The sequence below is a fragment of the Streptosporangium jomthongense genome (assembly GCF_042650425.1).
Classification (GTDB): domain Bacteria; phylum Actinomycetota; class Actinomycetes; order Streptosporangiales; family Streptosporangiaceae; genus Streptosporangium.
Window position 1 is genome coordinate 206,976 of record NZ_JBHSBC010000003.1, and the last position, 25,325, is coordinate 232,300.

Annotated in this window: 28 protein-coding genes and 1 pseudogene; 11 read left to right on the top strand and 18 right to left on the bottom strand. The window is 71.1% G+C overall.

Annotated elements, in window-relative coordinates:
• From ACFOYY_RS05480 to ygfZ, 4 genes and pseudogenes are all read left to right on the top strand, one after another.
• A pseudogene (locus ACFOYY_RS05480) lies at positions 1 to 536 on the top strand (hypothetical protein); the annotation flags it as partial.
• 221 nt (positions 537 to 757) lie between these two features.
• Positions 758 to 1,990 (top strand): acyltransferase family protein, encoded by a 1,233-nt coding sequence (locus tag ACFOYY_RS05485; protein WP_386188347.1) that lies wholly within the window; start codon positions 758 to 760, stop codon positions 1,988 to 1,990.
• 297 nt (positions 1,991 to 2,287) lie between these two features.
• Entirely contained in the window at positions 2,288 to 2,701 is a 414-nt protein-coding gene (locus ACFOYY_RS05490) for a Fur family transcriptional regulator (protein WP_352014639.1), read from the top strand.
• A gap of 20 nt (positions 2,702 to 2,721) precedes the next feature.
• A complete protein-coding gene (gene ygfZ, locus ACFOYY_RS05495; RefSeq protein ID WP_386188350.1) occupies positions 2,722 to 3,708 on the top strand; it encodes a CAF17-like 4Fe-4S cluster assembly/insertion protein YgfZ in 987 nt (328 codons plus the stop codon).
• Between the two features lie 54 nt (positions 3,709 to 3,762).
• On the opposite strand, the gene ACFOYY_RS05500 is transcribed toward ygfZ, so the two are convergent.
• Positions 3,763 to 4,608 carry a hypothetical protein gene (locus ACFOYY_RS05500; protein ID WP_386188353.1) on the bottom strand — a complete coding sequence of 282 codons (846 nt, stop codon included), beginning with the start codon at positions 4,606 to 4,608 and terminating at the stop codon, positions 3,763 to 3,765.
• 118 nt (positions 4,609 to 4,726) lie between these two features.
• Complete coding sequence (dtd, locus tag ACFOYY_RS05505; protein WP_362781180.1) at positions 4,727 to 5,152, bottom strand: D-aminoacyl-tRNA deacylase; 426 nt, start codon at positions 5,150 to 5,152, stop codon at positions 4,727 to 4,729.
• A gap of 81 nt (positions 5,153 to 5,233) precedes the next feature.
• On the opposite strand from dtd, the gene ACFOYY_RS05510 reads away from it, so the two are divergent.
• A complete protein-coding gene (locus ACFOYY_RS05510) occupies positions 5,234 to 6,178 on the top strand; it encodes an asparaginase (RefSeq protein ID WP_386188356.1) in 945 nt (314 codons plus the stop codon).
• A 108-nt stretch (positions 6,179 to 6,286) separates the two neighbouring features.
• On the opposite strand, the gene ACFOYY_RS05515 is transcribed toward ACFOYY_RS05510, so the two are convergent.
• The 3 genes from ACFOYY_RS05515 to ACFOYY_RS05525 all read right to left on the bottom strand — a co-directional run bounded on the left by ACFOYY_RS05515 (position 6,287) and on the right by ACFOYY_RS05525 (position 9,102).
• Complete coding sequence (locus ACFOYY_RS05515) at positions 6,287 to 6,706, bottom strand: hypothetical protein (protein ID WP_352014644.1); 420 nt, start codon at positions 6,704 to 6,706, stop codon at positions 6,287 to 6,289.
• 130 nt (positions 6,707 to 6,836) lie between these two features.
• Positions 6,837 to 8,201: a serine hydrolase domain-containing protein gene (locus ACFOYY_RS05520; RefSeq protein WP_386188360.1), complete on the bottom strand. Its 1,365-nt coding sequence runs from the start codon at positions 8,199 to 8,201 to the stop codon at positions 6,837 to 6,839.
• Positions 8,202 to 8,229: 28 nt separating this feature from the next.
• The gene (locus ACFOYY_RS05525) at positions 8,230 to 9,102 is read right to left on the bottom strand and encodes a putative protein N(5)-glutamine methyltransferase (protein ID WP_386188363.1); all 873 of its coding nucleotides are present in this window, start codon (positions 9,100 to 9,102) and stop codon (positions 8,230 to 8,232) included.
• Positions 9,103 to 9,174: 72 nt separating this feature from the next.
• Here ACFOYY_RS05525 and ACFOYY_RS05530 point away from each other — a divergent pair, with 72 nt between their 5' ends.
• Both ACFOYY_RS05530 and ACFOYY_RS05535 read left to right on the top strand, forming a co-directional pair.
• Positions 9,175 to 9,756, top strand: a complete 582-nt coding sequence (locus ACFOYY_RS05530; RefSeq protein WP_386188366.1) for a helix-turn-helix domain-containing protein — start codon at positions 9,175 to 9,177, stop codon at positions 9,754 to 9,756.
• Positions 9,753 to 10,307 carry a transposase gene (locus tag ACFOYY_RS05535; protein ID WP_386188369.1) on the top strand — a complete coding sequence of 185 codons (555 nt, stop codon included), beginning with the start codon at positions 9,753 to 9,755 and terminating at the stop codon, positions 10,305 to 10,307. The genes ACFOYY_RS05530 and ACFOYY_RS05535 overlap by 4 nt, the downstream gene beginning before the upstream one ends.
• A gap of 247 nt (positions 10,308 to 10,554) precedes the next feature.
• Here ACFOYY_RS05535 and ACFOYY_RS05540 read toward each other — a convergent pair whose 3' ends face one another.
• Positions 10,555 to 11,460 (bottom strand): CPBP family intramembrane glutamic endopeptidase, encoded by a 906-nt coding sequence (locus ACFOYY_RS05540; RefSeq protein WP_386188372.1) that lies wholly within the window; start codon positions 11,458 to 11,460, stop codon positions 10,555 to 10,557.
• Positions 11,461 to 11,505: 45 nt separating this feature from the next.
• On the opposite strand from ACFOYY_RS05540, the gene ACFOYY_RS05545 reads away from it, so the two are divergent.
• A complete protein-coding gene (locus ACFOYY_RS05545; protein ID WP_386188374.1) occupies positions 11,506 to 12,117 on the top strand; it encodes a TetR/AcrR family transcriptional regulator in 612 nt (203 codons plus the stop codon).
• Positions 12,118 to 12,344: 227 nt separating this feature from the next.
• Here the strand turns inward: ACFOYY_RS05545 and ACFOYY_RS05550 are convergent, their stop codons facing one another.
• A complete protein-coding gene (locus tag ACFOYY_RS05550) occupies positions 12,345 to 13,028 on the bottom strand; it encodes a response regulator transcription factor (RefSeq protein ID WP_352014649.1) in 684 nt (227 codons plus the stop codon).
• Positions 13,025 to 14,209, bottom strand: a complete 1,185-nt coding sequence (locus ACFOYY_RS05555; RefSeq protein WP_386188377.1) for a sensor histidine kinase — start codon at positions 14,207 to 14,209, stop codon at positions 13,025 to 13,027. The genes ACFOYY_RS05550 and ACFOYY_RS05555 overlap by 4 nt, the downstream gene beginning before the upstream one ends.
• A gap of 232 nt (positions 14,210 to 14,441) precedes the next feature.
• Between ACFOYY_RS05555 and ACFOYY_RS05560 the strand changes: the two genes are divergently transcribed.
• Entirely contained in the window at positions 14,442 to 15,635 is a 1,194-nt protein-coding gene (locus ACFOYY_RS05560; RefSeq protein WP_386188379.1) for a serine hydrolase domain-containing protein, read from the top strand.
• Between the two features lie 51 nt (positions 15,636 to 15,686).
• On the opposite strand, the gene erm is transcribed toward ACFOYY_RS05560, so the two are convergent.
• Positions 15,687 to 16,400 carry a 23S ribosomal RNA methyltransferase Erm gene (erm, locus tag ACFOYY_RS05565; RefSeq protein ID WP_386188484.1) on the bottom strand — a complete coding sequence of 238 codons (714 nt, stop codon included), beginning with the start codon at positions 16,398 to 16,400 and terminating at the stop codon, positions 15,687 to 15,689.
• Positions 16,401 to 16,731: 331 nt separating this feature from the next.
• The gene (locus ACFOYY_RS05570) at positions 16,732 to 18,375 is read right to left on the bottom strand and encodes a DUF2207 domain-containing protein (protein ID WP_352014653.1); all 1,644 of its coding nucleotides are present in this window, start codon (positions 18,373 to 18,375) and stop codon (positions 16,732 to 16,734) included.
• 189 nt (positions 18,376 to 18,564) lie between these two features.
• On the opposite strand from ACFOYY_RS05570, the gene ACFOYY_RS05575 reads away from it, so the two are divergent.
• Together ACFOYY_RS05575 and ACFOYY_RS05580 are read left to right on the top strand one after the other, a co-directional pair.
• Entirely contained in the window at positions 18,565 to 19,602 is a 1,038-nt protein-coding gene (locus ACFOYY_RS05575) for a neutral zinc metallopeptidase (protein WP_352014654.1), read from the top strand.
• Positions 19,603 to 19,810: 208 nt separating this feature from the next.
• Positions 19,811 to 20,500, top strand: a complete 690-nt coding sequence (locus tag ACFOYY_RS05580; protein ID WP_386188381.1) for an SGNH/GDSL hydrolase family protein — start codon at positions 19,811 to 19,813, stop codon at positions 20,498 to 20,500.
• On the opposite strand, the gene ACFOYY_RS05585 is transcribed toward ACFOYY_RS05580, so the two are convergent.
• The 8 genes from ACFOYY_RS05585 to ACFOYY_RS05620 form a co-directional block, all read right to left on the bottom strand.
• On the bottom strand, positions 20,460 to 21,419 hold the full coding sequence (locus ACFOYY_RS05585) for an NAD-dependent epimerase/dehydratase family protein (protein ID WP_362781202.1): 960 nt from the start codon (positions 21,417 to 21,419) through the stop codon (positions 20,460 to 20,462). The two genes, ACFOYY_RS05580 and ACFOYY_RS05585, sit on opposite strands and share 41 nt — an antisense overlap.
• Before the next feature lie 78 nt (positions 21,420 to 21,497).
• The gene (locus tag ACFOYY_RS05590; RefSeq protein ID WP_352014657.1) at positions 21,498 to 22,094 is read right to left on the bottom strand and encodes a TetR/AcrR family transcriptional regulator; all 597 of its coding nucleotides are present in this window, start codon (positions 22,092 to 22,094) and stop codon (positions 21,498 to 21,500) included.
• Between the two features lie 54 nt (positions 22,095 to 22,148).
• Positions 22,149 to 22,298, bottom strand: a complete 150-nt coding sequence (locus ACFOYY_RS05595; protein ID WP_386188384.1) for a hypothetical protein — start codon at positions 22,296 to 22,298, stop codon at positions 22,149 to 22,151.
• Between the two features lie 207 nt (positions 22,299 to 22,505).
• The gene (locus ACFOYY_RS05600; protein ID WP_352014659.1) at positions 22,506 to 23,042 is read right to left on the bottom strand and encodes an NUDIX hydrolase; all 537 of its coding nucleotides are present in this window, start codon (positions 23,040 to 23,042) and stop codon (positions 22,506 to 22,508) included.
• A gap of 142 nt (positions 23,043 to 23,184) precedes the next feature.
• The gene (locus ACFOYY_RS05605) at positions 23,185 to 23,742 is read right to left on the bottom strand and encodes a GNAT family N-acetyltransferase (protein ID WP_362781205.1); all 558 of its coding nucleotides are present in this window, start codon (positions 23,740 to 23,742) and stop codon (positions 23,185 to 23,187) included.
• A gap of 43 nt (positions 23,743 to 23,785) precedes the next feature.
• Positions 23,786 to 24,118 (bottom strand): DUF2516 family protein, encoded by a 333-nt coding sequence (locus ACFOYY_RS05610; protein ID WP_352014661.1) that lies wholly within the window; start codon positions 24,116 to 24,118, stop codon positions 23,786 to 23,788.
• 277 nt (positions 24,119 to 24,395) lie between these two features.
• The gene (locus tag ACFOYY_RS05615; RefSeq protein ID WP_362781208.1) at positions 24,396 to 24,812 is read right to left on the bottom strand and encodes a hypothetical protein; all 417 of its coding nucleotides are present in this window, start codon (positions 24,810 to 24,812) and stop codon (positions 24,396 to 24,398) included.
• A 5-nt stretch (positions 24,813 to 24,817) separates the two neighbouring features.
• Positions 24,818 to 25,324, bottom strand: a complete 507-nt coding sequence (locus ACFOYY_RS05620; protein WP_352014663.1) for a helix-turn-helix domain-containing protein — start codon at positions 25,322 to 25,324, stop codon at positions 24,818 to 24,820.
• Position 25,325: the final 1 nt, after the last annotated feature.

The window sequence follows — 25,325 nt, forward strand, 5'->3', positions numbered from 1 at the left end:
CGGCCGCCGCTCCGACGACCTTCTGCGTCAACAAGACCACGAAGGTCGTCCGCGCGCTCACGAGGTGCAACCCGAAGACCGAGCGGGTGCTGACCCTCCAGGAGGCCCAGCAGGGCATCGCCTCCCAGGGACCGGCCGGCCCGCGTGGCCCGCAGGGCCCCCAGGGTGAGCGGGGAGTCGCCGGCCCGCAGGGTCCCCAGGGCGAGCGGGGCGCCACCGGTCAGCGGGGCCCCCAGGGCGAGCGGGGCGCCGCAGGTCAGCAGGGGCCGCGAGGCGAGACGGGCAAGACCGGACCCCAGGGTCCCGAGGGCTCGACCGGGCCTCAGGGCCCCGAGGGTCCGGCCGGGCCGCAGGGCCCCGCCGGTCAGGGCGGCGGCCTGCCCGAGGTCTACGCCTACAAGGTCGGTCCCGTCTGGACGACCTGCACGCTGCTGGACGGCTACACGATCGCCGCCTACGACTGCAAGGTCACCAGGGCGCCGGGAAGGACCCCGAGGACCGCCGCGTCGCCGAGTTCGTCTCCCTCGGCCTCCTGATCGTCCGGCGGTAGGGGCGACCACCACCGGACATGTTCGAAGGGCCGCCGTCCGTGGGGCGGCGGCCCCTGGTGTTCACGGGACCTCGGAGCCCGTGGGCCCGGACCCGGGGGCCGGGGTCCCGCCAGGTCTCTCCCGTGCCGTGAGACCGGTCCCCTCCGGGGCGGTGACGGTTGCCCGTCCAACCGGACGTCCGTCGGCCGATCGTTAGCATGAACCAGGTGATTACCGATCAAGCAGGACGGCGAGGCCGGCTGGCCTGGCTTGACGCCATACGAGGGTTCGCGGCCCTGGCGGTGGTCTTCGAACACGTGCTGTCGCCGCTGCTGCCCGAGATCCGCTTTCCTTTCAAGGAGACCTTCGAGCCCGGGTGGTACGGGGTCATGGTGTTCTTCCTGGTGAGCGGCTACATCGTGCCGGCTTCGCTGGAGCGGCGGGGTGACCTGCGGGCCTTCTGGATCTCCCGGGCCTTCCGGCTCTACCCGATGCTGGGCGTCTGCGCGGTGGGGGTGGCGCTGCTGATCGCCGCGGGATGGGACGGCCTGCACCCCTGGTGGGGGAGCCGTCCCCTGTCGCTGACGCTGGGCCATCTGACGATGCTGCAGGACCTGCTGTACATGCCGAACACGGTCAACGTGATGTGGACGCTCTCCTACGAGATGGCCTTCTACCTGCTGCTGGGTTCGATGTACACCCTCGGGGTGAACCGGGCGAGCCGTACGGCCGCGCTCGGGTTCGCCGTGGCGGCCGTGCTGGGGGCGGGCGTGCTGCCGACCAAGCTGCTCTCGTACGGCGACGGGACGCGGATGCTGACGGTCACACTGACGGTGGTCGCGCTGGTGGTGGTCGGAACGGCCATGACGCTCATGGGGCCCCTCGCGGTGCGGCGGGCGGGCGCCGTCGCGGCCGGGGGCACCGTGCTGGTGCTGCTGGCGGTCAACCAGGAGTATCCCGGCACCTGGCAGGGGCTGCTGATCCTGGCCACGATGTTCTCCGGCACCGTGCTGTACCGGGCGGAACAGGGCGAGATCACCTGGGCGCGGGCCGGTTGGGTGCTCCTGGTTCCGGCGGCCGGGATCTGGCTGACGAGGGACACGCCCGGCCTGTGGCTGGCGCTGGTCGCGGCCTGGCTGACCTTCGCCGTGGGGATGGCGCTGCGCGACCGTGAGCTGCCCCGGGTGCTGCCCTGGCTCGGGCTGGTCAGCTACTCGGTCTATCTGCTCCATCCGCTGCTGTTGAAGGTGGTTCAGATGACCTGGCCGGAGCCACTGGCCGTACCGCTCGGGGCTCGGTTGGTCGCGCTGGTCGGCCTGGTCGGGGCGCTGCTCGGGATCAGCGCGCTGACCTGGCGTTTCGTCGAGGCGCCCGCGCAGCGGCTGGGCAGGCGCCTGGTGAGGGGCTCCTCAGCGGCCGTCCCTCCGCGTCCAGCCGAGGACGCGCTCCGTCAGGGCTGAGGGATCCGCACCGCCGTCGAAGGCCGTCGGGACGAGCGCGCGGGCCTGGGCCGCGTCCTCCATCGCCTCGTCGATCCGGTTCCGGGGCCGGTTCCTGGCCGTCGGACGGTCGAGCCGTACGGTGTCGGGGCAGTCGAGCAGCGCCCAGTGGGCCGGGGTGCTCCAGCGGGTGCCGGGGACCAGGTCCTCGGAGGAGGGGACCGGGGCAGCCTAACCTGCGGGAAACCGTGCGTAGTGGGCGATTTGTTGGTGTTTGTGGCGACCCCAGTAGGACTGGTCTGCTCGTAGACTCTGTGCATGGCCGAGACGTCATGGCATGAGCAACTGCGGGCGCACGGTTACCGGATCACCCCGCAGCGCCAGCTGGTGCTTGAGGCGGTCAAGGCCCTTGAGCACGCCACCCCGGAGGAGATCTGCGGCAAGGTGCGGGAGACCGCCCGCGGGGTCAACATCTCAACCGTCTACCGCACGCTTGAACTCCTCGAAGAGCTCGGCATGGTCACCCACAACCATCTCGGGCACGGCGCGCCGACCTACCACCTGGCCGAGGACGCCGACCACGTCCACCTGGTCTGCCACGACTGCGGGGAGCTCAACGAGATCCGCCCCGAGCTGGTCGACGACTTCGTGACCAAGCTGGACGAGGAGTTCGGCTTCGCCGTCAACGTGCACCATCTCACGGTCTTCGGCCGCTGCAGGAAGTGCCGCTGAGGCCTCGTAGGCTTGGAGCCATGCGAAGCCCTCTGCTGGACACCCCGGGCGCGGTCGCGGCCGAGGCCCCCGACGCCGGCGTTGCCGGACACTACGGCGACCCGTTCGCCGAGCAGCGCGCCCTCCTCGCCGGAGAGGCGATGGTCGACCGGAGCAACCGTGAGGTCGTCCGGATCTCCGGCCCCGACAGGCTGAGCTGGCTCAACAGCCTGAGCTCGCAGAAACTCGACGACCTCAAACCCGGTCAACCGACCCAGACGCTGTTCCTGGACGCCCAGGGCAGGGTCGAGCACCACCTCACGCTCGTCGACGACGGCGAGGCCGTGTGGGGGCACGTCGAGCCGGGCACCGGGGCCGGCCTCGTCGCCTTCCTCGACAAGATGCGCTTCATGCTCAGGGTCGAGGTGGCCGACGTCACGGCCGAATACGCCGTGGTCTCCGTCGCCGACGCCAGCCGCGTCACCCCGCCGGAGGGGACGATCGTCATCGGCGACGACCTGCTCCTGCCGCGTGACCTGCTGGCCGAGCGTCTCGGCGGCATGCGCCCGGCCGGGCTGTGGGCCTACGAGGCGCTGCGCATCGAGGAGCACAGCCCCCGGCTCGGCTTCGAGACCGACCACAAGACCATCCCCCACGAGGTCGGCTGGATCGGTACGGCCCTGCACCTGAGCAAGGGCTGCTACAAGGGTCAGGAGACCGTCGCCCGGGTCCACAACCTCGGGCACCCGCCCCGCCGTCTGGTCTTCCTGCACCTCGACGGCAGCGCCGACATCCTGCCCGGGCACGGCACTCCCGTTCTCAACGGGGGCGAGGAGGTCGGCTTCGTGGGCAGTTCGGCCCGTCACCACGAGCTCGGCCCGATCGCGCTGGCCGTGGTCAAGCGGACCGTCCCGGTCGAGGTCCCCCTTGAGGCGGGCGGGGTCGCGGCCTCCCAGGAGGTCGTCGTACCGCCCGACGCGGGCCGCAACGTCCAGATCGACCCGGCGCTGCGCCGCCGCATCCGCTGAGCGGACCCGCGCGCCGCGCCCTCGACGGGGTACGGCGCGCGGGCCCGGCGGGAATCAGCCCTTGGTCCAGATGGCGGTGTAGGCGCCGCCCTCGGTGTCGAGCAGAGTGGGCAGGAAGCCCTTGCCCTTCAGCTCGTCGAAGCGCTTCTGGTAACCGCTGGGGGTCATGCCCGTGTACTCGTACCAGGCGGAGCCGGAGTCCTTGACCCAGACGCTCGTGTAGGACTCGTCGGGGCCGACGGTGACCAGCGAGGGCCGTTCGCCCTTCTTGGTCCTGGCGAGGAACTCCGCGTGGTGCTCGTCGAAGGACTTGCCGACGGTGACGGACCAGGACTGCGAGCCCTGCGTCCAGACGGCGGCGTAGCGCGGGTCGTCGGCGGTGCCGTAGGCGTTGGCCGCGGTGAGCACGTAGCCCCGCTTGGCGGCGTCGGCGTTGGCGGCCGTGAACTGGCCGGTGGTGAGGTTGTGCTTGGCGAAGAACTTGCCCGGGACCTTCTCGAAGATCGCGGCGAAGACGGCGTCGTTCCCCGAGCCGGTGGCGCTCACCGAGGTCGGGCGGTACCCCTGGGAGAGGTAGCTGTCGAACCTCTTCTGGTAACCGCTCGCCGACATGCCCTGGATCATCGCCCAGGCCGGGCCGGACCGCTTGACCCAGACGGCGCCGTAACGCGGTGCGGACGCGTCGTCGACCGTGAAGGTGATCGGCCGGTAGCCCTGGCCGCGCAGCGTGTTGAAGCGTTCGGTCTGCTGCTGGCCGGTGACGCCGTGGTAGGCGCTGAACGCGGGCGTGGCCTGGGCGCCGGTCTGGGTGCCGACCTGGGCGTTGGCCGCCGATCCGGCGGTGGTGACCAGGGCGGCGGTGGCGACGGACGCGACGGCGATGGACGCGAAGATGCGCATGACCCTCCCCAAGGGTGCGACTTTTCGGGTGTTTCATCACGGATGAACGGATTCATCGCGGACAAGCGGTTACCCTAGCGGATCATCGCGGTCGGTGATCGTGGTATTGGTCCGGGAATCAGACCTCCAGGATCAGGGTGATCGGGCCGTCGTTGGTCAGGGAGACCTTCATGTCGGCGCCGAAGACGCCCGTCTCGACGTGCGCGCCCAACGCGCGGAGCTCGGCGCAGACGGCCTCGACCAGGGGTTCCGCCACCGGTCCCGGGGCCGCCGCGTGCCAGGTCGGACGGCGGCCCTTGCGGGCGTCGCCGTACAGGGTGAACTGGCTGATCACCAGCAGCGGGGCGCCGACGTCGGAACAGGACTTCTCGCCCGACAGGACGCGCAGGCCCCAGAGCTTGGCGGCGAGTTTGGCCGCCTGCCGCCGGGTGTCGTCGTGGGTCACCCCGACCAGCACCAGCAGTCCGGGCTCGTCGATCGCGCCGACCGTCTCGCCGTCAACCGTCACCGACGCGGAACTCACCCGCTGCACCACCGCACGCATGCGTCCATCATCCCGGTTGTTGCGACCGCGCCGGAAACCGGTGTTTCCGCCCTCCGTAGAATCCACGCGAAGGGAGCTGAGGTGTCTGCTGAGTCGCTGGTCGTGGAGGTCGTCCGTTCCGGGTTCGTGGAGTCCACCCACCGGGCCCGCATGCTGGCCGTCGACGCGGCCGGTTCGCCGGTGCGGGTGCACGGGGCTGTCGACGTCCTGGTTTCCCCGCGTTCCTCGCTGAAGCCGCTGCAGGGGCTCGGCATGGTGCGCGCCGGGCTCGGGCTCGACGGCGAACTGCTCGCCCTGGCGTGCGCCAGTCACACGGGGGAGCCCTTCCACGTCGAGGGGGCCCGCCGCGTCCTGGCCGGGGCGGGACTCGACGAGAGCGCGCTGCGCTGCCCGGCGGACCTGCCGGAGGACGCCGCCTCCCGCGAGCGGGTGCTGCGTTCCGGAGGCGCTCCCTCACCGCTCTACATGAACTGCTCGGGCAAGCACTCGGCGATGCTCGCCACCTGCGCGGCCAACGACTGGCCGCTGGAGACCTACCTGAGCCCGGCGCACCCGCTGCAGAAGGCGCTGCGTGACACGGTCGAGGAACTCACCGGGGAGCGGGTCGCGGCCACCGGGGTCGACGGCTGCGGCGCGCCGCTGTTCTTCGTGTCGATGGTCGGTGTGACCAGGGCCTTCCGCTCCCTCGTGCTGGCCGAGGAGGGCACGCCCGAGCGCCGGATCGCCGACGCCTTCCGCGCGCACCCCGAGTGGACCTCGGGCACGACCAAGCCGGAGGCCCGGCTGATGCGGGCGCTTCCCGGGCTGATGCTCAAGTCGGGCGCCGAGGCGTTCGACGCCTTCGCCTTCGCGGACGGCAGGGCCGGGGCCGTCAAGATCGAGGACGGCGGCTACCGGGCCAGGATGCCCGTCACCGTCGAGGCCCTTCGGGCGCTGGGTTTCGAGGCCGAGGTGCTTGAGGAACTGGCCGTCGGCGTGCTGCTCGGCGGTGGCCGCCCGGTCGGCGAGGTACGGCTGCGCCGCTGAGACCCGCGCGGACCGAGGGCCGCGCACGTGGAGCGGGGCGCGCGGGAGTGGGGGACGGGGCCTGACGGGAGCTGGAGGACGCGGCTGAGGGCCGGCGAAGCCGTACGGTCAGGGACGGCAGAGCTCCTCGGCGACCAGGCTCGTCCCGATGCCCAGCAGCCAGACGTCCTTGGCGACGCCGATGCCCTCCTGGGAGGGGCGCAGGCTGCCCTCCTGGCGCAGGCTCGGGGTGCGCAGGTAGAGGCCGACCAGCCCGCCGGCGAAGGCGGTCAGCGCCGCGCCCGCGACCAGTGAGGGCACCACCGGGACCAGCAGGGCAGCGCCCACGGCGATTTCGGTCTTCGACAGCAGCCAGACGAACGTCCTGGGGCTCATCTTCTTCAGGAACGGGTAGGCGTTGGCGGCCATCCCGTGGACGGCGGCGGCGCTGCCCTCGTCCCCGGCGGCCATGGACAGCCCGGCGTTCAGGACGTAGGCGCCGGTGGCGAGCCGTACGGGGAGCTGGTGCGGGCGAGCCAAGATCCTCATAAGTGCTCACAAGGGTTGAATGGTCCGGGAATCATGCTCCTTCCCGTTGTTTGTCCGCTTCACCCGGGGGGTGGTTCTTTCTTGACGGTCCTTGACCCGGGCCGGGGCCAGGTCCGGGAACCGGCCGGGCTCAGGCCTCGGTGGCCTCGCACCAGTGGCTGAGGCAGTTGCCGAGCCAGCCGTCGCCCTCGCCGTTCTTCATCGCCCGCGCCGCGCCGACGAGATGGCCGTGGCGCGCGTTGAGTTCGAGGACAAGCCGGGGGCTGTTCACCCGCGCGTCCTCGGTCGGCAGCTGCAGCGGCGCGCTGACCCGCAGGTCCCAGTCGTCGGAGGCCGCGACCACGTCCGCCGGGACCATCGGCCCGCCGTCGAGCCTGACCTCGGCGCCGGAGTCGGGCAGCACCCGCAGCAGCAGCGGCACGGACCCCTCCTCGGTGCGCACGTGCCCCTCCCAGAGTCCCTGCGGGACCGCGACCGCCCGTTCGGGCAGGAAGCTCGGCGGCAGGGACGCGGACGGGTGGTCCGGCACCAGTTCCGCCATGACGCGGTTGACGACCGAGGTGCGGACCTCGCCCCCGGTCTGGTTGGCGAGCACGCAGATCGAGAGTTCGAGCTCGGGCACGACCGCGAGCATCGCCGAGACACCGCCCATGCCGCCGCTGTGCGCGACCACCTGGTGCGGCCCGCCGCGTGAGACGAACCAGCCAAGGCCGTAACCCTGCTCCGCGGTGATCGGCAGCGCGGTGCGGGTGGCCGCGGCCGTCTCCGGCTTCAGCACCCCGGGGCCGCCCGCCTGCAGCAGTCCGAACATCGCCAGGTCGGAGGCGCTCGCCCAGCCGAGGGAGGCGCCGTGGTGGGTGGTGTCGTAGTCGGGGTACGGCCTGCCGTCGGCCGAGTAACGCAGCGCCCGAGGCCGTTCGCCCTCGTAGGAGAGGCCGATCTGGCAAGCGTTCAGCCCGAGCGGGGCGAAGACCTGCTCGGCGGTGAAGTCGGCGGCGCTACGGCCGGTCGCCTTCTCCAGGACCGCGTCGAGGACGCCGTATCCGAGGTTGGAGTACTCGAACCGGGACCCGGGCTCGCGGTACAGCGTCGAGTAGTGCTCGACGCCGTGCCGGATCGCGGGCAGTCCGGCGTAGGCGAAGTCGTAGTGCCCGCCGAACCCGGCCCGGTGCTGGAGGACCTGGCGCAGGGTCGGCTCGCTGTAGTCGCGGTATCTGGGCAGGCGGAAGCCGGAGAGATACTTCTCGACCGGGTCGTCGAGGTTCAGCAGCCCCCGGTCGGCGGCGACGCAGACCGCGGTCGCCGTGATCGGCTTGGTCACCGAGGCGATCGAGTAGACGGTATCCGGGGTGGCCGCCACCCCGCGTGCCACATCCGCCAGGCCGTACGCCTCGGCGAAGACCACGCGGTCGCGATGGGCGACCGCGACGGAGACCGAGGCGCAGCCATGGGTGGCGAGCGCCTGCGCGCAGTGCTGGGAGAGTCCCTCAAGCATGATCGAACATCCCTTCCGCCGTGCCGACTCAGACTTTAGGCCCCGCGACCGGTGCGCCGGGCATCGTACCGATGACGACGTTCGCCCCCAGTTCCTCGCAGTCGGCCACTCTCGCCGCCAATCCCGCCCGTTCCATGGTCTCGACGGTCCCGGGAGCCTGCCGCAGGCTCGTCTCCACCAGGAGGTGGCCGCCGGGCGCCAGCCACCGGGGCGCCGTCCGCGCCACCCGCCGCACCACGTCGAGGCCGTCCACGCCGCCGTCGAGCGCCACCATCGGCTCGTGGACACGGGCCTCGGCGGGCAACAGCCTGATCGCCTCGGTCGGCACGTACGGCGGGCTGGCCACCAGCAGGCCGACCCTGCCCCGGAGCCCGGCCGGCAGCGGGTCGTACAGATCGCCCTCGTGGACCCGCCCGCCGACGGCGGCGAGGTTGCGGCGGGCGCACCGCACCGCGGCGGGATCGATGTCCACCGCGTGCAGTTCCACGGCCACGCCGAGGGCCGTACCCGGCGCAGTGCCCGACACAGTGCCCGACACAGTGGTCGGCGCAGTGCCCAGCGCGGTGGCCAGTGCGGCGCCCAGCGCGCCCGAGCCGCAGCACAGGTCGACCACGACGGCCGGTCCGCCCCGGGCCAGGCCGATCGCCTGCCGGACAAGGAACTCGGTACGGCGCCGCGGGACGAAGACCCCGGGATCGACGTCTATCCGCAGGCCGCAGAACTCGGCCCAGCCGAGGACGTGTTCGAGGGGCAGCCCGTGGGCGCGTCGTTCGACCATGAGGGCCAGTTCCTCAGGGGCGCGCGCGGCCGAGACGAGGAGTTCGGCCTCGTCCTCGGCGAAGACACAGCCCGCCGCCCGCAGGGTGGCGGCGACGGTGGAAAGGGAGGCAGCAGGAGACACTAGTGCTGCGTTCCTGAATGGAGGTGGGGATCCCCGTTGACCTGGGGTGATGATGGTCTCAGGGGAATTGTCATGCCAAAGCTGTTGTTCGCGCGTCCGCCGTTGGACACCGACGAGGAACGCAAGATCCGCAAACTGGCCGGAGCCCGGCATGCCCCGGCCGATTGGATCCGGCGCGCGCAGATGATCGTGTTCAGCTGGCAGGGTCTGCGCACCAGCGCGATCGCGGCCAGGCTGGGCTGTCACATGCAGACGGTGCGCGAGCGGATCGTGCGCTTCAACGCCGAGGGCCTGGACGGGCTCGGCGACCGGCCCGGAGTCGGCCGCAAGCCGCGGATCAGCGAGGTCGAACGCGGACGCGTCATCGCGCTGGCCCGCTCCGATCCGCCGGGCCGGCTGGTCCGCGACGAGGCCGGCGACCTGGTCGCGGACGACGAGAGCGGCGCGGCCGAGTGGACACTGGACAGCCTGACCGCCGCCGCCTGCGCCGCGGGCATCACGATCGCGCGTAGCCAGGTCCGCCGGATCCTGCTCCAGGAACACGTGCGCTGGCGGCACACCCGCTCCTGGAGCACATCGACCGATCCCGGCTTCGCCCCAAAAGGGCCGAGGTCATCGGCCTCTATACCGACCCGCCGCCGTCGACCACGGTGATCTGCGCCGACGAGCTGGGGCCGGTGACCCCGCGCACCTTCCCGCCCGCGCCTGGCTGGTCTCCCGGCGGGCACCGGATCAAGGCGCCGCTGGAATACTCCCGCGGCGCCGACAAGACCTGGGTGTACGGCGCGCTGCGCATCCGCGACGGCATCGAGCTCACCTTCTGCGCGCCCTCACGCAACAGTGACGGCTGGATCCGGCTGCTGGCCAGCGTCGCGAAAGCCAACCGGCGCGGCCCGATCGTCGTCATCACCGACAACCTGTCCAGCCACTCCAGCTGGAAGGTCCGCCAATGGCTGCTGCGCCACCCACGGATCCGCCAGGTGTTCATCCCGATCAAGGCGTGCTGGCTCAACCTGGCCGAAGGCTGGTGGCGATTGCTACGCAAGGCCGCGTTCGCCGGGCAGACCTTCGCCGACGCCACCGAGATCGCTTACGCGGTCGCCGTCGCCACCGCCCAGCTCAACGCCCACGCCCAGCCGTGGGTCTGGGGACGCTCACCACCACAGCCTCGAACCCTACGCCGCAAGTTCATCTACCTGCTTTGAGGAACGCAGCACTAGGAGCCTTTCGGGATGCCGACGGGCGCTCCCTGGGCCACCTGCGTCAGATGGACCGAGCGGTCGCGAGGGAGAGCGCCCGACCTGGTGTGGGAATCGGACTCACCTCCTCGACGCGTTCACCACTGGGGCGGGTAACACTACCCGATCCCCTCGGACAGCGGGCCGTACCCGTGCTCGGCGGAGGCGTCGAACCGCGGTTGGGGTTCGGTCTCGGGCCAGGACGCGGCAGGCGCTACAGCATGTCCAGCAGGACGGGGGCGGCGTTGATCGCGCCGTGAACAGTGAGGATGGGCCACATCAGCCGGTACCGGCTCCACAGGTAGCCGAGGAACAGGCCCAGTACCCCCTGGTGAACGAAGACCGAGGTGAGGTCGGTGAGAAGGTGGCCGGTACCGTGGATGCCGATGTGCCAGGCAGCGAAGGACAGACTCGTCAACACGATGGCGGGCCAGCGGCCGATGACGTGCTCCCATCGGGTCTGGAGCCAACGCCGGTAGAAGACCTCTTCGAGCAGGGCGTTGACGGCGAAGCCCACGATCATGGTGATCAACAGTGCGGCGGGGCCGGAGTCCGCCGCCCAGGCGTTGTCGCCGGGCGGCCGGGCGAACGGTCCGGCGTGGTGGAGGACGAGCCAGGCCGCCACCGGCACCACCGGCCCGTAGCGGCGCCAGGCCTCGATCCGCCCGCGCACCGGTTCTCGACGGGTGGCGCCGTGGCGTGTCAACCGGAATACCAGCACCGGTACGGCCAGCAGCAGAACGAGCTTCAAGATGGTGTGTGCCGGCTCGGCGTCGTAACCGTTGTCCGTCACGATTCGCAGCGCCGCCGCGAACAGTACGGCCGACGCCAGGAGGGCGCCCGCCTGCCGGTGAAGCTCTCGCGGTGCCGGTGCTCCGTCCACCGGGGCCGCCCGGGATGGCAAAGGCGTCAGCCGGGTGAGTGCCAGTCCGACGAGGGCGGGGATCCATACGTGCCACATGGGCCTGGTGCCGGCGTGGTCGGCCGTGTAGCGGATCTCGCCGACGGTGGTCAGCGCCAGCCACAACGCTGATCCGAGGATCACGGCCAGTCCGGCGATCAGCACGCCCAGGCTCGGCGTGCGGTGGTACGGCATTCGCTGCGGCACCTTATTCAGCACACTTGTACTTTATAGTAAACCGTACAACCGTGCGATTATGGGAACATGCCGAAGATCGTCGACCACGAGCAGCGGCGCGACGAGCTCGTCCGCGCCGTATGGGAGGTCATCAGCAGGGAAGGCATCGAGGGCGCCACGGTCCGCAAGGTCGCCGAGGCGGCGGGCGTCTCGGTCGGCGGGCTGCGCCACTATTTCGACAACCAGCGTGGCCTGCTCGTCTTCGCCGCGTACGCGATCGGCAGAAGCGTCACCGCACGTGTCGCCGGACACCTGCACGCGGACCTGCCAGGGCTGGAGCGCGCTCAGCTCATGCTCGAAGAACTTCTTCCGCTGGATGACAACCGCCGCGTCGAAGCCGACGTGTGGCTGGCGTGCCTGGTGCGCTCACGCGTCGAGGAGTCTTTGGCGGAGTCGCGTGGCACCGCCTGGGCGGGCGAACGTCACATCTGCCGTCTTGCGGTCGCCTCCTGCCACGACACACCGTTGCCCGATATCGGGCAGGAGCTCGCCGACGCCGTCCTGGAACAACAGGCCGTGCGGCTTCACACGTTCATGGACGGTCTGACGTTGCAGACGGTGACCTGCCCCCACAACTTCACCCCGCGAGGCATCCGGGCGATCGTCCGTGAAGAGCTACGTCTGCTGACCGAGGTGTGACGACCTCCGGCCGGGAGGTCCGGGGCCGGTGACCTCCACGGCCTGCCGGCCCCGGACCTCCCGGCCGAACGACCGGCGGTCGCGCACGACGACCTTTTTGCACCGCGGACCACGACGCTCCTGACAGCCCCCTCCTTGCCGTCCCCCGAACTCCTGCACGGATGATCAAAGGGGACATGCTCTCCACCCGCACTGCAACCTCACGTCCTCCCAGGTCCCAGGCCTGGTCACTCGCCGAGCAGGCCCGCCTCGCGGGCGGCGATCGCCGCCTGTACCCGGTTCTCCAGGCCGAGCCGGGTGAGGATGCGGTTGACGCGGCTCTTCACCCCCGTCTCGGAGAGCCCGAGGTCACGGGCGATCCTGGCGTTCGACAGGCCCCTGGCGACCAGCACGAGCACTTCGAGCTCACGCCGGGTCAGTTCGCCGAGCGCCCCGGCGCGGAGGGAGGGGGACGGTTCGACCAGCGCGGGCGGCAGCGCGGTGAAGGCGCCGATGAGACGGCTGGTCACGCTCGGCGCGAGCATGGCCTCTCCCGAGGAGACCACCCGGATGGCGTCGGCGAGCTGGTCGGGGGAGACGTTCTTCAGGATGAACCCGGCGGCCCCGGCCCGCAGGCAGGCGTGCACGTACTCGTCGAGGTCGAAGGTGGTCAGTACCAGCACCCGGGGGTGCGGCTGTTCGTGCGGCCACCGCCCGACGATGTGCCGGGTCGCCTCGACGCCGGTCATACCGGGCATGCGCACGTCCATCAGCACCACGTCCGGGCGCAGGTCGAGGGCGAGGGCGACGGCCTCCTCGCCGTCCGCGGCCTCCCCGACGACAAGCAGGTCGGCGCGCCGGTCGAGCATGATCCGCAGCGCGGCGCGCACCAGCTCCTGGTCGTCGGCGATCAGCACACGGACGGGGTTCACCCGGCCTCCCCGTAGCGGAAGACGGCCTCGACCAGCCAGCCGCCGTCCTGGTCGCGGGGACCGGCCCGCAGGCTGCCGCCGAACAGCGCGGCCCGCTCACGCATGCCGACCAGCCCCAGCCCGGAACCGGCGAGGGGCCGGTGGCCCGGCGCGGCGGGGCCGTTCTCCACCGTGACGACGAGCCGCTCGGCGGCCCGCCGTACGGCGATCCTGACGTCGGTCGCGCCCGCGTGCCGCAGGACGTTGGTGAGCGCCTCCTGGACGACCCGGTAGGCGGAGACCTGCACCGCCGCCGGGATCTCGGGGCCCGGTCCCGTGCTGACCTCGACCCGGCACCCGGCGGCGCGGGCGGTGGTGGCGAGCCGGTCGAGGTGGCGCAGCGACGGCTCCGGGTCGCCGGGACCGGCTGGGGCGTCGTCGGCGAGCAGCCCGAGCAGCCGGCGCATCTCGACCAGGGCGGCGTCGGCGGCCGTGCCGATCCCGGTCACCCCCCGCCGGGCCAGATGGGGGTCCTCCGTCATCACCTCCGCGGTCGCCCGCGCCTGCATGGCGATCGCGCTGACGTGGTGGGCGACCAGGTCGTGCAGGTCACGGGCGATCCTGGCCCGCTCGGCCGTGACCGCCCGCCGGGCGCTGACCTCCTGCTCGGCGCGCAGCCGGGCGGTCAGGTCACGCAGCCGGGCGGCGTCGGCGTGGATGTGCCGCTGGGAGACGCCCAGCAGCCACGGCGCCAGCGACAGACCGGCGATCATGATCATCTCGAAGAGGGTGGGCCGGAACTCGGTGGGGAACGGCAGGCCGAGTGGCGAACGCAGCAGGTCGGGGGCCACCACCGTCACCCCGGCCACGACGACGGCCACGACGCTCGCCGGTGGCCGGGCGTAGCGGGCCACGGCGTAGGCGGCGAACATGACGTACAGGCCGTCCCTGAGCGCGACCATGGGGTCGACCAGCTCGTAGACCACGTAGGTGACGCTCACCGCCACCATGACCGGCCACGGGTGCGTCCTGCGCCAGGCCAGCGGTACGGCCTGCGTGAGCAGCAGGGCCGTCACCAGGACGGCGGTCGCCGGGTCGTCGGGAACGCCCTCGCTCAGCCTGAGCATCAGCGCCGCGACCGTCAGCGCCAGGGCGAACAGGACGTCGGCGATCCGGGGCCTGGCAGCGAGCCACCGTCTCATCCCGTCGATGTGATCCCGCACCGTCGCACCGCCCCCGTCTCCTCCGCCCAAGGGTAGGCGCGGCCGTGACCTGCACGGAGCCGGAGACAACCAAAGTTGCGCCGTCCGGGGCGGATTCCTCCCCAGGGGGCATCGCGGAGCCGGGCCAATGGCCGATGTCCCGGCGGACTCCGATTTCTAGGGTTGAAATGTGCGCCGGAACATCCCGGTCTGTCACCTTTTAGGAGGATTTATGCGTCCCTTCGGTGCCCCTGTACGACGTGCGGCGCTGCTGGCCGTGGTCGCGGCCCTGGCCACCACGACTGTGGCCTCCCTGGCCTCCCCGGCCGCCGCGGCGAGCCCTGCGGACGCTCCGGCGCGGGTCTCGACGTACGGCAAGGCCGACCTGCAACGTGACGTGGACGCCCTGCGCGCGATCGGCACCAGCGGCGTCCAGGCGCGCGTGACCACCTCCGACGGCCGTCAGCTGGTCGCGACGAGCGGGGTCGCCGCACTCGGGAGCAGGCGCCCGGTCCCGGCGAACGGCTACGTCAGGATCGCCAGCACCACCAAGTCGTTCGTGGCCACGGTGGCCCTCCAGCTCGTCGCGGAGGGCAAGCTCTCCCTGGACGACACCGTGGAGAGCAGACTGCCCGGCGTGGTCAAGGGCAACGGCAACGACGGCAACAAGATCACGGTCAGGCAGCTCCTGCAGCACACCAGCGGCATCCACGAGGGCTACCCGGCCCACACCTCCGTCGAGGAGTTCCTCAAGCACCGCGACGAGCCGTTCACCAGCGAGCAGATCGTGGCAGAGGCCGTCAAGCACGCGCCGAACTTCGAGCCGGGCAAGAAGTGGATGTACTCCAACACCGGATACGTGCTGATCAGCATGATCATCGAGAAGGTGACCGGGCGTCCCTGGCACGAGGAGGTCGACCGGCGCATCAGCAGGCCGCTGGGGCTCAGCCGTACGCTGTGGTCGGGCCGTTCCCTCGACGTGCCGAACCCGCACGCCAAGGGCTACCTGGTGCTGCCGCCCCGCAAGCCGGTCGACGCCACCCGGCACTTCGACGGGGACGCCGCCGGTGGCCTGCTGTCCACGACCAGGGACGTCAACCGCTTCTTCATGGCGCTGCTCGGCGGCAGGCTGCTGCCCGCCGAGCAGCTCGCGCAGATGCGGAAGACCGTCGTGGCCCCGCTGTGGCAGCAGACCTGGCCGGGGGCCCGCTACGGCCTGGGCCTCAGCTCCCGTCCGCTGTCCTGCGGCGGGGTCTACTGGCATCACGGCGGCGACGACTACGGGTACAAGACGAGGACGGGCGTCAGCGCGGACGGCAGGCGCAGCGTCACGATCTCGCTGACCACGCAGTTCGGCGACGAGCGTTCCGAGCGCCAGGAGAAGGTCGCGGGCGAGGTCGTCGACCGGGTGCTGTGCAGCCGGTAGTCCCTCTCCGGCCGGGACCCCGTCGCAGGGGATCCCGGCCGGACCGGTGTCTCAGAGGCGACCGAGACGGTCGTACAGGACACGCCACCGGTCGGGGTGGACGTGCGCGACGACCGTCCCCTCCGGGACGCCCGCTGCGGCGAAGGCGGCCCCGACCAGGGCGGCCGGGTGACGCAGCCGCATGGTCGCGTCCAGGGAACCGCCCAGGCCGGTGAAGCCGTAGTCGACGAAGGCCTCGTAACCCGGCAGGTCGGGCGTCTCGGCCCGGCGTTCGATCCGCAGGATCGCCGAGTCGACCGAGGGCACCGGCCGGAACGCCTCCCGGCCGATGTGCCCGAGCATCTCCCAGCGGAACCACGGCCAGGTCCGCACGGTCAGCGCGCTCCAGCGGCCGAAGTCGCCGGTGCGCTTGCGGACGTACTCAAGCTGGGCGACGAGCGTCGCCGAGGTCAGCCCGGGTGCCCCCAGACACCAGTCGACGATCTTCGAGGTGATCGAGTACGGGATGTTCCCGACGACCGCGAACGGCTCACGCGGCGCGCGGGCGGTCAGGAAGTCCCCCCTGACGACCCGGACGCGGGCGTCGTCGCGGGTGCGGACGGTCAGCCTGCCCGCCAGCAGCGGGTCGATCTCGTAGGCGACGACCTGGTCGCAGGTCTCGGCCAGCGCCAGGGTCAGGACGCCCTCGCCCGCCCCCGGCTCGACGACCAGCCCGTGCGCCCCCGCCGCCTCGGCGACGAGCCGTACGGCCTGGCGGTCCACCATGAGGTTCTGCGAGAGGGTGCGCCTGGCCTGGTCGCGGGCGGTCCTGCCGCCCCTGTTCGCGACCTTCTTCTGGGTGTGTGAATGATCTCCGTGTGCGAAAGAACGCGCCACAGTCTTGCCCCTTCGGGTCCGAGATGAAGTGGTCTCGGAAGATCCGGGGCACGCGCGGAGAAGTGAGATTCTCTAGCGGCCCTGGATCGGGCCGCGGCGCATACGGATGTAGTACGAAGGAATACGACACATGCGGCTCACCCTAGGAGAGCCCGGGTGAGCGGCACAAACGGTTTTCCCGCCTCCCCGGAGCAGGGGAGACGGGAAGCGCGCGAGGTGTCTACAGGGAGCGGAACTGCCGGGTCGAGGAGATGGCTCCCGACGTCGTCATGGTGAAGGTCCGCATCGAGTCGGCGAACTTCGACAGGTCCCACTCGGCGGGGCCCTGGTACCAGTACAGGTGGTCGGCCTGCCTGCCGTTGCCGGTGATCGAGGAGACGACACGGGCCCAGCGGTCCACGCTGTCGAAGATCACGGCATAGGGCAGATAACGGGAGAACAGCTCGACCCGCTGGGCGGGAGGGATGTCGCCACCGGCGTCGCCGGAGGCCAGATACTCACGGAAGCCCAGCGTGTGAGCCAGGGCTGCGGCGCCCTTCGCGGTCTTGGCGGGCATGTACTGTCCGCCGACGGCCAGCGCGGCCCCGGCGATGATCACGGCCAGGCCGAGCAGGCCGTACGTGGTGAACCAGGCCAGCGCGACGGTGCCGAGGACGCCGGCGACGGTGAGCAGCACGCCGAGGGTCGTCCAGCGGGTTCGCACGGTGTCCGGGCGCCGGGCGAACCAGCCCTGCGCGACCACGTCCCGGTAGAGGGCGTCGCGGACCTTGCTGAGCTTGGAGGTGAAGGAGCCCTTCAGGTGCGAGAGCGGGATCGCGTCGCGGCCGTCGAAGATCGCGTCGTAGAGGGCGCGCTCGTAGGACTGCAGCGCCTTGAGGTCGGCGTTGGGCATCCGCACCAGGACCCAGTCGGGTGTGTCGTAGGTCTGCCTGGGCTGCTCGTCGATCCTGAGGTAGCCCCGCACCGCGAGGTCGACGATCGTGGCGGTCACGTCGATCACGTCGGCCTGCTCGTCGATGAGCGTGCCGATCTGGCCGGGCCGTACGCCGTCGGGCGGGGAGAAGTGGCCGTTGCTGACCCCGCTGACCGCGCCCGACTCGTGGCCGACCACCCGGGCGTCACGGCCCCGGGTCCAGTACAGCAGGCCGACGCCGCCCAGCAGCAGGACCAGCAGGCCGGCCAGGGCGCCGCCGGTGACCGTGTTCAGGGTGAAGGCGTTGGACAGCTCGAAGCGGCGCTCCAGGATGGGCTCGCCCTTGGTCACGCCGCTCGGGTAGCCGATGACCACCGTGAGGACCTCGTCGACCCCCAGGCCCTGCTGCTCGAACTCGGCCTCGACCCCGGTGTGGTCCGGTGAGGCGGTGGTGCAGCCGATCGCCGAGGTCAGCGCCCCGGCGAAGCAGGACAGGCTCTGCAGCTGCGCGGGGCCGGTCACCTTGGCCTTGGCCAGCTCGACGGGCGCCGACCAGCCGCCCGCGGCGTACCAGCGCAGCTCCTGGACGTCGCCGAGCGGGGTGATGGTCCCCTTGACGTCGTATTCGAACTTGGCGGTTCCCGAGCCCTTCAACGTGATCGTGGAACCGGTCAGGGTGGCGTCGCCCTTGAGGTTGACGACCTGGTAGAGCCGGTCGTTGCCGTCGTCGTAGCGCGTCCGGTCGACCAGCTTCCTCGTCGGCGCGGTGCCGTCGAACGTGACCGTCTCCTTGACGTGCAGTACGCCGTCCTGTCGCAGTTCGATTTCGAGCGCGTCACTCTTGATCTTGCCTGCCGAAGTGGCGGCCTTACCCGGTGACGTGTGCGCCGTACCGGCCGCGAGGGCGGGGGAGGCGCTGAGGGCCAACGCGCAGGTGGCGATCGTGGCCACGCTTCCGACCGCCCGGCACACGTTCGCGGCCGTTCGGTGCAATAGGGATGCCGACATGGCCCGGGAGCCTACCGATAACCACCCACACATGACTGCAGTGACCCTTTCAGGTTTTTCGGACAATCACGTTTATGTGCCGAAATCCGCTAGATTGCCGCCCGGAGATCAGCAGTTCGGAGAGGTGGTCGCATGCGTCCGCGGAGGTCAAGCCCTCTGGCCTTTGGTGTTTTCGGGGTCCTCGCCCTGACCTTCGCGGTGGTCGTCGTGATCGCCGGTCTGGTCAAGGGGAACGAGACAGGGGTTCCGGCCGGGCCGGAGACGGGTCCCGTGGCGACCGGAGGCGGCAGGTCCATGCCGTCCGGCGGCACCGAGGTGGCCCCGCCCGAGGTGAAGCCTCCGTCGCCGATCAAGCTCGGCGACGAGAACGGCGCGGGCGGCACCGCGATCACCCTGGCCTCCGCCCAGTCGGGCACGAGCTTCGACCTGCGTAACATGCGGCGTTCGGACACCACCGCCAGGCTCAAGCGCAACCCCCTGTACGGTGCCGGCGTCATGGGATCGGTCGCCTGCCGCGCTCCGCGGCCCTCGACCCAGCCCGCCGCCATGTACAGCTATCTCAACGCCGTCACCGGCTGCCTGGACCGGGCGTGGGCGGGCAAGTTCGCCCAGGCCCGGGCGACCTTCCTGGCCCCGCGCCGGGTCTACTGGAACCGTCCGGGGCGGGGGCCGTGCGGCACCTACCCGTCGTCCGGGGCCGCCGCCTACTACTGCCCGTCCAACCGCGGCATGTACATCGGCCTGACCCACGTCATCAGGCAGAGCGGCGACGTCGACCCGGCGGAGAACCACGTCCCCTACCTGGCCGTTCTCGCCCACGAATACGGTCATCACGTGCAGTCCATGGCGGGCATCGGCGGAGCCTGGTGGTGGGAGGTCGCCAACCGCTCGAAGAGCGCCCAGGACGCGCACTCCCGCCGCGCGGAGCTCCAGGCCCAGTGCCTGTCCGGGATCTTCGTCCGCGCCGTCCGGACTCCCCTGGCCGTCACCGCCGACCGCTGGCAGTCGCTGCTGCGTACGGACTACGGCCGGGGCGACGACCAGAACGGTCTGGGCAAGCGTGACCACGGCAACGGCGACCACTACGCGGGCTGGCTCAACCAGGGCTGGAAGTACTCCAGGCTCGCCTACTGCAACACCTGGAGCGTGCCCGCCTCCTACGTGAGCTGACCGTGAGCCGACCGTGAGCCGACGCCGGGGGCTTGGGACGATCTCCGGGTCGTCCCTTCCCACACGGATAGAATGCCGACCTGCTCAAGACGATCTCCCCGGACGGTGATTTCGCCGTGCTCGTCTGGGGGATCGACTCTCATATCGGCAGTCCGAATCTCCCCGGAGTGGCATGCGCGGGCCTGTGCGCCGACGTTCCCGAGCATCCGTGCTCGCAGCTTCTGTGGTGATTTTCTGTCTTATTTCGGGATGCGCCAGCGGGGACGCGGCCGGGCCGATCCCGGTCCTCAACCCACCCACCGCGCAGGAGAACCCGCAGAAGGACAGCCCGGTCAGGGCCCCGGTGGTCATGGTGCTCGGCGACAGCTTCACCGCCGGGTCGGGACCGGTCCCCCGCTGGGAGAGCTACGCGGCGCGGGCCGCCCGTACGCTCGGCTGGCAGCTCGTCACGGCGGGCGCCGCGGGGACGGGCTTCGTCAACCCCGGCCGGGTGCGCAGGACGTTCCAGCAGTCCTTCGACGCCGAACTCTCCTGGCGTCCCGCCCCCGACCTGCTGATCCTCTCCGGCGGGCACAACGACCACACCACCCCCGGCAGGGTGTACGGCGCCGCCAGACGCCTGCTCGTGACGGCCAGGACCCGCTGGCCACGGACCAGGGTCGTGGTGATCGGCCCCATCTGGATGGGCCGGGAGCCCCGCTGGGTCCCCGCGGTCAGGGACGCGATCGCGGTCGCCGCCGACGAGGAGGCGACCGTCTTCCTCGACCCGCTCGATCACCCCTGGGGGCGGGGGGCGATCCTGCCCGACGGTGTCCACCCCACCTTCCTGGGGCACAGGAGGCTGGCGAACTGGCTGGTCACGGCACTGCGCGAGCACGGCGCCGAGCCGGACGGCTGAGTTCGGCCAGCGTCGCGGCCACCCCCTCCCGGTAGGACGGGTAACGCGGCTCGAAGCCCGTCTCCGTCAGCGCCGAGACGTCGGCGACGACGTCGAGCGTGAGCGTCCGCACGGCGACCCCGCCCGCGAACGCCGCCGTCAGCCACCTGGGCAGCCTGCGGGGCCTGGCCGCGCCGAGCATCCCGGCCGTCTCGTCGAACAGCTCGCCCAGCGTCGTGACCGTGCCGTCGGTCGCCACGAAGCTCCGTCCCGCGACGCCGGGCAGCCCCGCCACGTGCACCAGCGCCCGAGCGGCGTCCTCCACGTGGATGATCGGCAGCCGGTTGCGCCCCGTCCCGGGAACCGGCATCCGGCCCCTGGCCAGGCCGGGCACGATCATGTCGCCGAACCCCTTGCCGGGGCCGTACACCATGTTCCCCAGGCAGACGTGTACGGCGGGCGTTCCCGACGCCTCGACCATCCGCCGCACCGGCAGCCCCACGTGGGCGAACCCCACCGGGACGGAGCGCGGAGGCGACAGGTGCGAGACCGTACGGCCGGGCCCGGGGGCGAGGTCGTCCATCCCGCTGACCGAGACCAGCAGGGGCCGTTCCCCGGCGGGCAGGGAGAGCAGCGTCCGCAGCACCCCCTCGGTGGTCTCCCTGCGGACGGCGGCGACCCGGTCGATGGCCCGCCTCGTCAGCCGCCCCGGCAGGCTCGGCTGGATGAGGTCGAGGACGGCGTGCGCCCCCCTGGCGGTCTCGGCCCAGGTGGCGGGGTCACCGACGGAGAAGTGGCGGGGTGTGCCGCCCGCCCGCCGTACGCGCTGGGCGGCCTCGTCGTTCCTGACCAGGCCGACGACCTCCCAGCCCGCGATGACGGCCTCGCGGACCGCGGTGCGCCCGATGAAGCCTCCGGCGCCGAGAACGAGCAGTTTCATGATCCCTCCAGGGATGATCTGGTTAGCATTTGCTAACTCGACGGGTGTGAAAAAGGCCCCGGGAGCCGGGGCCGGGTTCTACGGGGTGAGCATGCGGGTGACCAGGGGACGCAGGGCGGCCAGCGCCGCCCCCCTGGGCAGTTCGTCGAAGTGGCGCATCCTGGCGTACTGCGCCACGGTGCCGGAGAGCGCGGCCACCAGCAGATCGACCGGGATCTCCGCGGTGACCTCGCCCGAGGCGACCCCGTCGCCGATCAGCCCGCGCAGCAGACCGAGCAGGGACGGCCCGCGCTCCTCGGCGGAGAGCCTGGGCAGGTAGAGCCGGAGGTTGTCCTGTGTGAAGAGCAGGACCTCGGGCTCCTCGTCGAGAAGTTCGCCGAAGGCCCGCATCAGCGCGTCGAGCCGCTCACCGAACGGCCGCCCCGGCGCGGTGGCCGGCGCGGCCCGCTCACCGAGCCGGGTGTAGCACCTGGCGAACAGGTGCAGTGCGAGTTCCTCCTTCGAGGCGAAGAACTTGAACAGCGCGGGATTGCTGTAACCGCTGGCCGCGGCGATGTCGCGCACGGTCGTGCCGTCCACGCCCCGCTCGACGAACAACCGCAGCGCCTCGACCAGCATCCGCCGCTTCGACGGCGGATCCCGGTCGTCCACCAGGAACACCTCGACCCCTGTCACACCACGAAGTTAGCAACTGCTAACCACCTCCCGCCAGGGCCGAAGGTCCCGGACTCATCGGTACGGCAGGGCGGAGGCGGCCGTGGGAGCCGGGGAGGCCGGGAAGGCCGGGGAGGCGGCGGCGCGTGCGGGCGTCGCGGGAAGGGTGACCAGCACCAGGAAGACCGGCAGGAGCGTGGCGAGCCTCGCGCGTCGTGTTCTCATGACCTACCTCGATGGGGGAGTCGCCGACGGCCCCGGGGCCGCCGGAAGGCCGGGTCGCCTTGCGGAGGTGGTGCCGGGGCGCGGACGGAACACGCCAGGGGCCGTGAGAGGCGACAGAAGGCTTCACGAACCCCGATAACGGTCAGAATAGGATCCATCACCCTCCGATGGAAGATGGGAGATCCAATCTCGCCTGGTTCGTGACCCTCAGCCCTGGTTGAGCAGCAGCAGGCTGTAGGCGGCGAGGCTGCAACTCTCCACGATCACTCCCTCACGGATCATGCTCTCCACCTCCCGCCGGGGGAACCACCGCTGCCGCAGGTCCTGCTCCTCGACCTCCCGCTCGGCCTGCCCCTGCCGCAACCCGGTCGCCACGAACACGTCGTAGCCCTGGACGGTCATCCCGGGCGCGCAGTGCAGATGCCCGAGGTGGCGCATGGAGGCCGCCGTCAGGCCCGTCTCCTGGCGCAGCTCCTCCCGGGCGAGGTGCTCGGGGTCGGCGGTCGCCAGGTCGGGCATCGTGCCCTGCGGGAACTCCCACGACCTTCGCCCGATCGGATAGCGGTACTGCTCCACCAGGTGGAAGCCGTCGTTCTCCATCGGGATGACCAGTGCGAAGTCCGGCTTGTCGACGTAGGAGTACACCCCCAGAGACCCGTCGGCACGCCGGATCTCGTCATGACGCAACCGCATGTAACGCGTCTCGTGCACCACGGTGCTGGAAAGCCGCTCGATGTCACCCAACCCAAACCTCCAGAACAGCCCACGACGTCTCCCTGATTCTCACCCGATCCGTGTGGGTCTGGAGGAAGTGGTCTTCCTGGGTGCCCGGCCGATGCCCCCCGCATCAGACCGGGCACTCTCACCCCCTACCCGCCTGGCCGGGTCACATCCCGGTGGCGGGCCGGTCGGGGGCCAGGACGGACATCACGACGGCGTCGTGCCACCGGCCGTCCCACAGGAGGGCGTCACGGCGCACGCCCTCCTCGACGAAGCCGACCTTGCGGTAGACGTGGGCGGCGCGATCGTTGAAGGCGAAGACCTCAAGCTCGATCCGGTGCAGGTCGGTGGTGGCGAAGGCGTGGTCGAGCACCAGCCGGATCGCCTCGGTGCCGTAGCCCCTGCCGTACACCCGGGGGCCGGACAGGGCGATGCGCAGGTTGCACGAGAGGTTGTGCGTGTCCAGGTCGTTGAGCACGACCTCGCCCACGTAGGCGTCGTCGTCCACGGCGCAGATCGCCAGGTCGAGACGGTCGTCCTGGTCTGCGCGCGTGCGGCACCACAGGTCGATCGCCGCGCGGTCCATGACGCCGTGCGAACCGGTGAGGCGGGTGGTCTCCGGGTCGTTGACCAGCCCCCAGAGGCCGTCGGCGTGCTCGGGGCCGACCGGCCTGAGGGTCACGCGGCTGCCGTACAGGGTGGGTTTCCTTGCGAACAACGTCACCCGAGGTTGTCTACCCGGTCCGTACGACCGGGGGCAACAGGTTTCACCAGGGGCCGTAGGGGCCCTGGTTGCCGCCCTTGCCGATCTCGCTCACCGCGGGCTTCACGTCGGCCAGGTAGATCCCGGAGGCGACGACCGACGCGATGGCGAAGATGTTGAGCTGCCCGAGGCCGATCCCGAAGTAACCGACGGCGGAGGCGAAGGAGAACAGCGCCGCCAGCCCCAGGACGATCAGCCAGAACCTCTTGGACTGCTTGCCGGTCACGGCGAACGCGCGGACGGGGGTGCGCGTCGCGTGGAACAGCGCCCAGGCGGACATGCCGAAGGCGATGATGCTGAGAACCCAGAAGATGAGGTCCAGCCCTACGGAAATCATCGTCGTCACTCCACCGTGCTCGCCCTGCTGACAGCAACCACCCTAATGCCGGAAGTCTTCCCGCGGCGGGCCTCCTTCCGGGCGAACCGGCCGAGGCCTTTTCGCACGGCCCCGCACACCCGGAGACCTCGTACGGCCCCGCACCCGGAAACGGCCCGGGGCCTTTCGTACGGCCCCGCACCCGCAGGCCCGCACCGAGAGACCCCGCACCCGGAACCGAGGGGCCGCCCCGGTGCGCCGGGGCGGCCCCTCGTGGGGTTCCGGGAAGACCCCGAGGTCAGGACTTCGCCGACGAGCCGTTCCTGCTCCTCCTGGCGGGCTTGGCGGCCGTGGAGACCTGCTCAAGCTCGCGGGAGGCCTCGCCGCTCGCCTTGGAGACGACCTTGCGGCCCCGGGAGGCGAACTCCTCGTACAGCCTGGCGGCCCTGTCGCTGACCTGGTCGGCGTAGCCGCGGGCCCGGCCGGGGAACTCCCTGGCGTAGACCTCGGCCCTGTCGGCCAGCTCCCTCGCCTTCTCCGGCAGGTCCTTGGCGGCCTCCCTGGCGGCCTCGCGGATGTCCTCCTGGCGGCCCTGGATGCGCTGCAGGTGCTCGGGCAGTTCTCGGAGCTTCTCGACCGCGTAGTCGCCCGCGCCCGCGACGGCGTAGAACGGCTTGGTCTCGGCCAGTTTCTTCACTTCGGTGGCAAGAGTCATGGATGTTAACCTTCCTTGGATTCCGGTGTGACGTTCTGGCTGTCCACGGGGGCCGCGTAGGGCTTCAACGCGGCGAGATACCCCTCGGGCAGCGGATGCGCGTCGCCCCCTTGGGGCTCCGGTGCGGAAGGCGCGTTCTGGGAGGTCTGCGCTTCCTCATCCGGGGCCCCGACCCGGTTCTCCCGGCGGAACGACTCGTAGATGTCGATCAGCACCTGGCGCTGACGTTCGGTGATGAGATGGTCTGCCCTGATCGCGGCAAGCACGTCGCTGTCCGGCTCGCGCTCCTCGATGAGACCGGCCTGGACGTACAGGGCCTGCGAGGAGATGTGCAGTCCCTTGGCGATCTGGTTGAGGATCTCCGCACTCGGTTTGCGCAGTCCTCGCTCGATCTGGCTGAGATAGGGGTTGGAGACCCCCGCCGCCGCCGCGAGCTGGCGCAGCGAGATCTTCGCGTGGGTGCGCTGCTCCCGGATGTACTCGCCGATCGAGCCGACCTTCGGTAGTGCCATG

Bases quoted from the DNA above. Each gene is read 5' to 3' on its own strand.
- ACFOYY_RS05545 (WP_386188374.1), top strand. From the start codon at position 11,506: ATGCCGAAGATCGTCGACCACGAGCAGCGGCGCGACGAGCTCGTCCGC.
- ygfZ (WP_386188350.1), top strand. From the start codon at position 2,722: ATGCGAAGCCCTCTGCTGGACACCCCGGGCGCGGTCGCGGCCGAGGCC.
- ACFOYY_RS05615 (WP_362781208.1), bottom strand. From the start codon at position 24,812: ATGACTCTTGCCACCGAAGTGAAGAAACTGGCCGAGACCAAGCCGTTC.
- ACFOYY_RS05620 (WP_352014663.1), bottom strand. From the start codon at position 25,324: ATGGCACTACCGAAGGTCGGCTCGATCGGCGAGTACATCCGGGAGCAG.
- ACFOYY_RS05530 (WP_386188366.1), top strand. From the start codon at position 9,175: ATGCCAAAGCTGTTGTTCGCGCGTCCGCCGTTGGACACCGACGAGGAA.
- ACFOYY_RS05575 (WP_352014654.1), top strand. From the start codon at position 18,565: ATGCGTCCGCGGAGGTCAAGCCCTCTGGCCTTTGGTGTTTTCGGGGTC.
- ACFOYY_RS05500 (WP_386188353.1), bottom strand. From the start codon at position 4,608: ATGCGCATCTTCGCGTCCATCGCCGTCGCGTCCGTCGCCACCGCCGCC.
- ACFOYY_RS05515 (WP_352014644.1), bottom strand. From the start codon at position 6,706: ATGAGGATCTTGGCTCGCCCGCACCAGCTCCCCGTACGGCTCGCCACC.
- ACFOYY_RS05610 (WP_352014661.1), bottom strand. From the start codon at position 24,118: ATGATTTCCGTAGGGCTGGACCTCATCTTCTGGGTTCTCAGCATCATC.
- dtd (WP_362781180.1), bottom strand. From the start codon at position 5,152: ATGCGTGCGGTGGTGCAGCGGGTGAGTTCCGCGTCGGTGACGGTTGAC.
- ACFOYY_RS05560 (WP_386188379.1), top strand. From the start codon at position 14,442: ATGCGTCCCTTCGGTGCCCCTGTACGACGTGCGGCGCTGCTGGCCGTG.
- ACFOYY_RS05595 (WP_386188384.1), bottom strand. From the start codon at position 22,298: ATGAGAACACGACGCGCGAGGCTCGCCACGCTCCTGCCGGTCTTCCTG.
- ACFOYY_RS05585 (WP_362781202.1), bottom strand. From the start codon at position 21,419: ATGAAACTGCTCGTTCTCGGCGCCGGAGGCTTCATCGGGCGCACCGCG.
- ACFOYY_RS05520 (WP_386188360.1), bottom strand. From the start codon at position 8,201: ATGCTTGAGGGACTCTCCCAGCACTGCGCGCAGGCGCTCGCCACCCAT.
- ACFOYY_RS05555 (WP_386188377.1), bottom strand. From the start codon at position 14,209: ATGAGACGGTGGCTCGCTGCCAGGCCCCGGATCGCCGACGTCCTGTTC.
- erm (WP_386188484.1), bottom strand. From the start codon at position 16,400: ATGGTGGACCGCCAGGCCGTACGGCTCGTCGCCGAGGCGGCGGGGGCG.
- ACFOYY_RS05490 (WP_352014639.1), top strand. From the start codon at position 2,288: ATGGCCGAGACGTCATGGCATGAGCAACTGCGGGCGCACGGTTACCGG.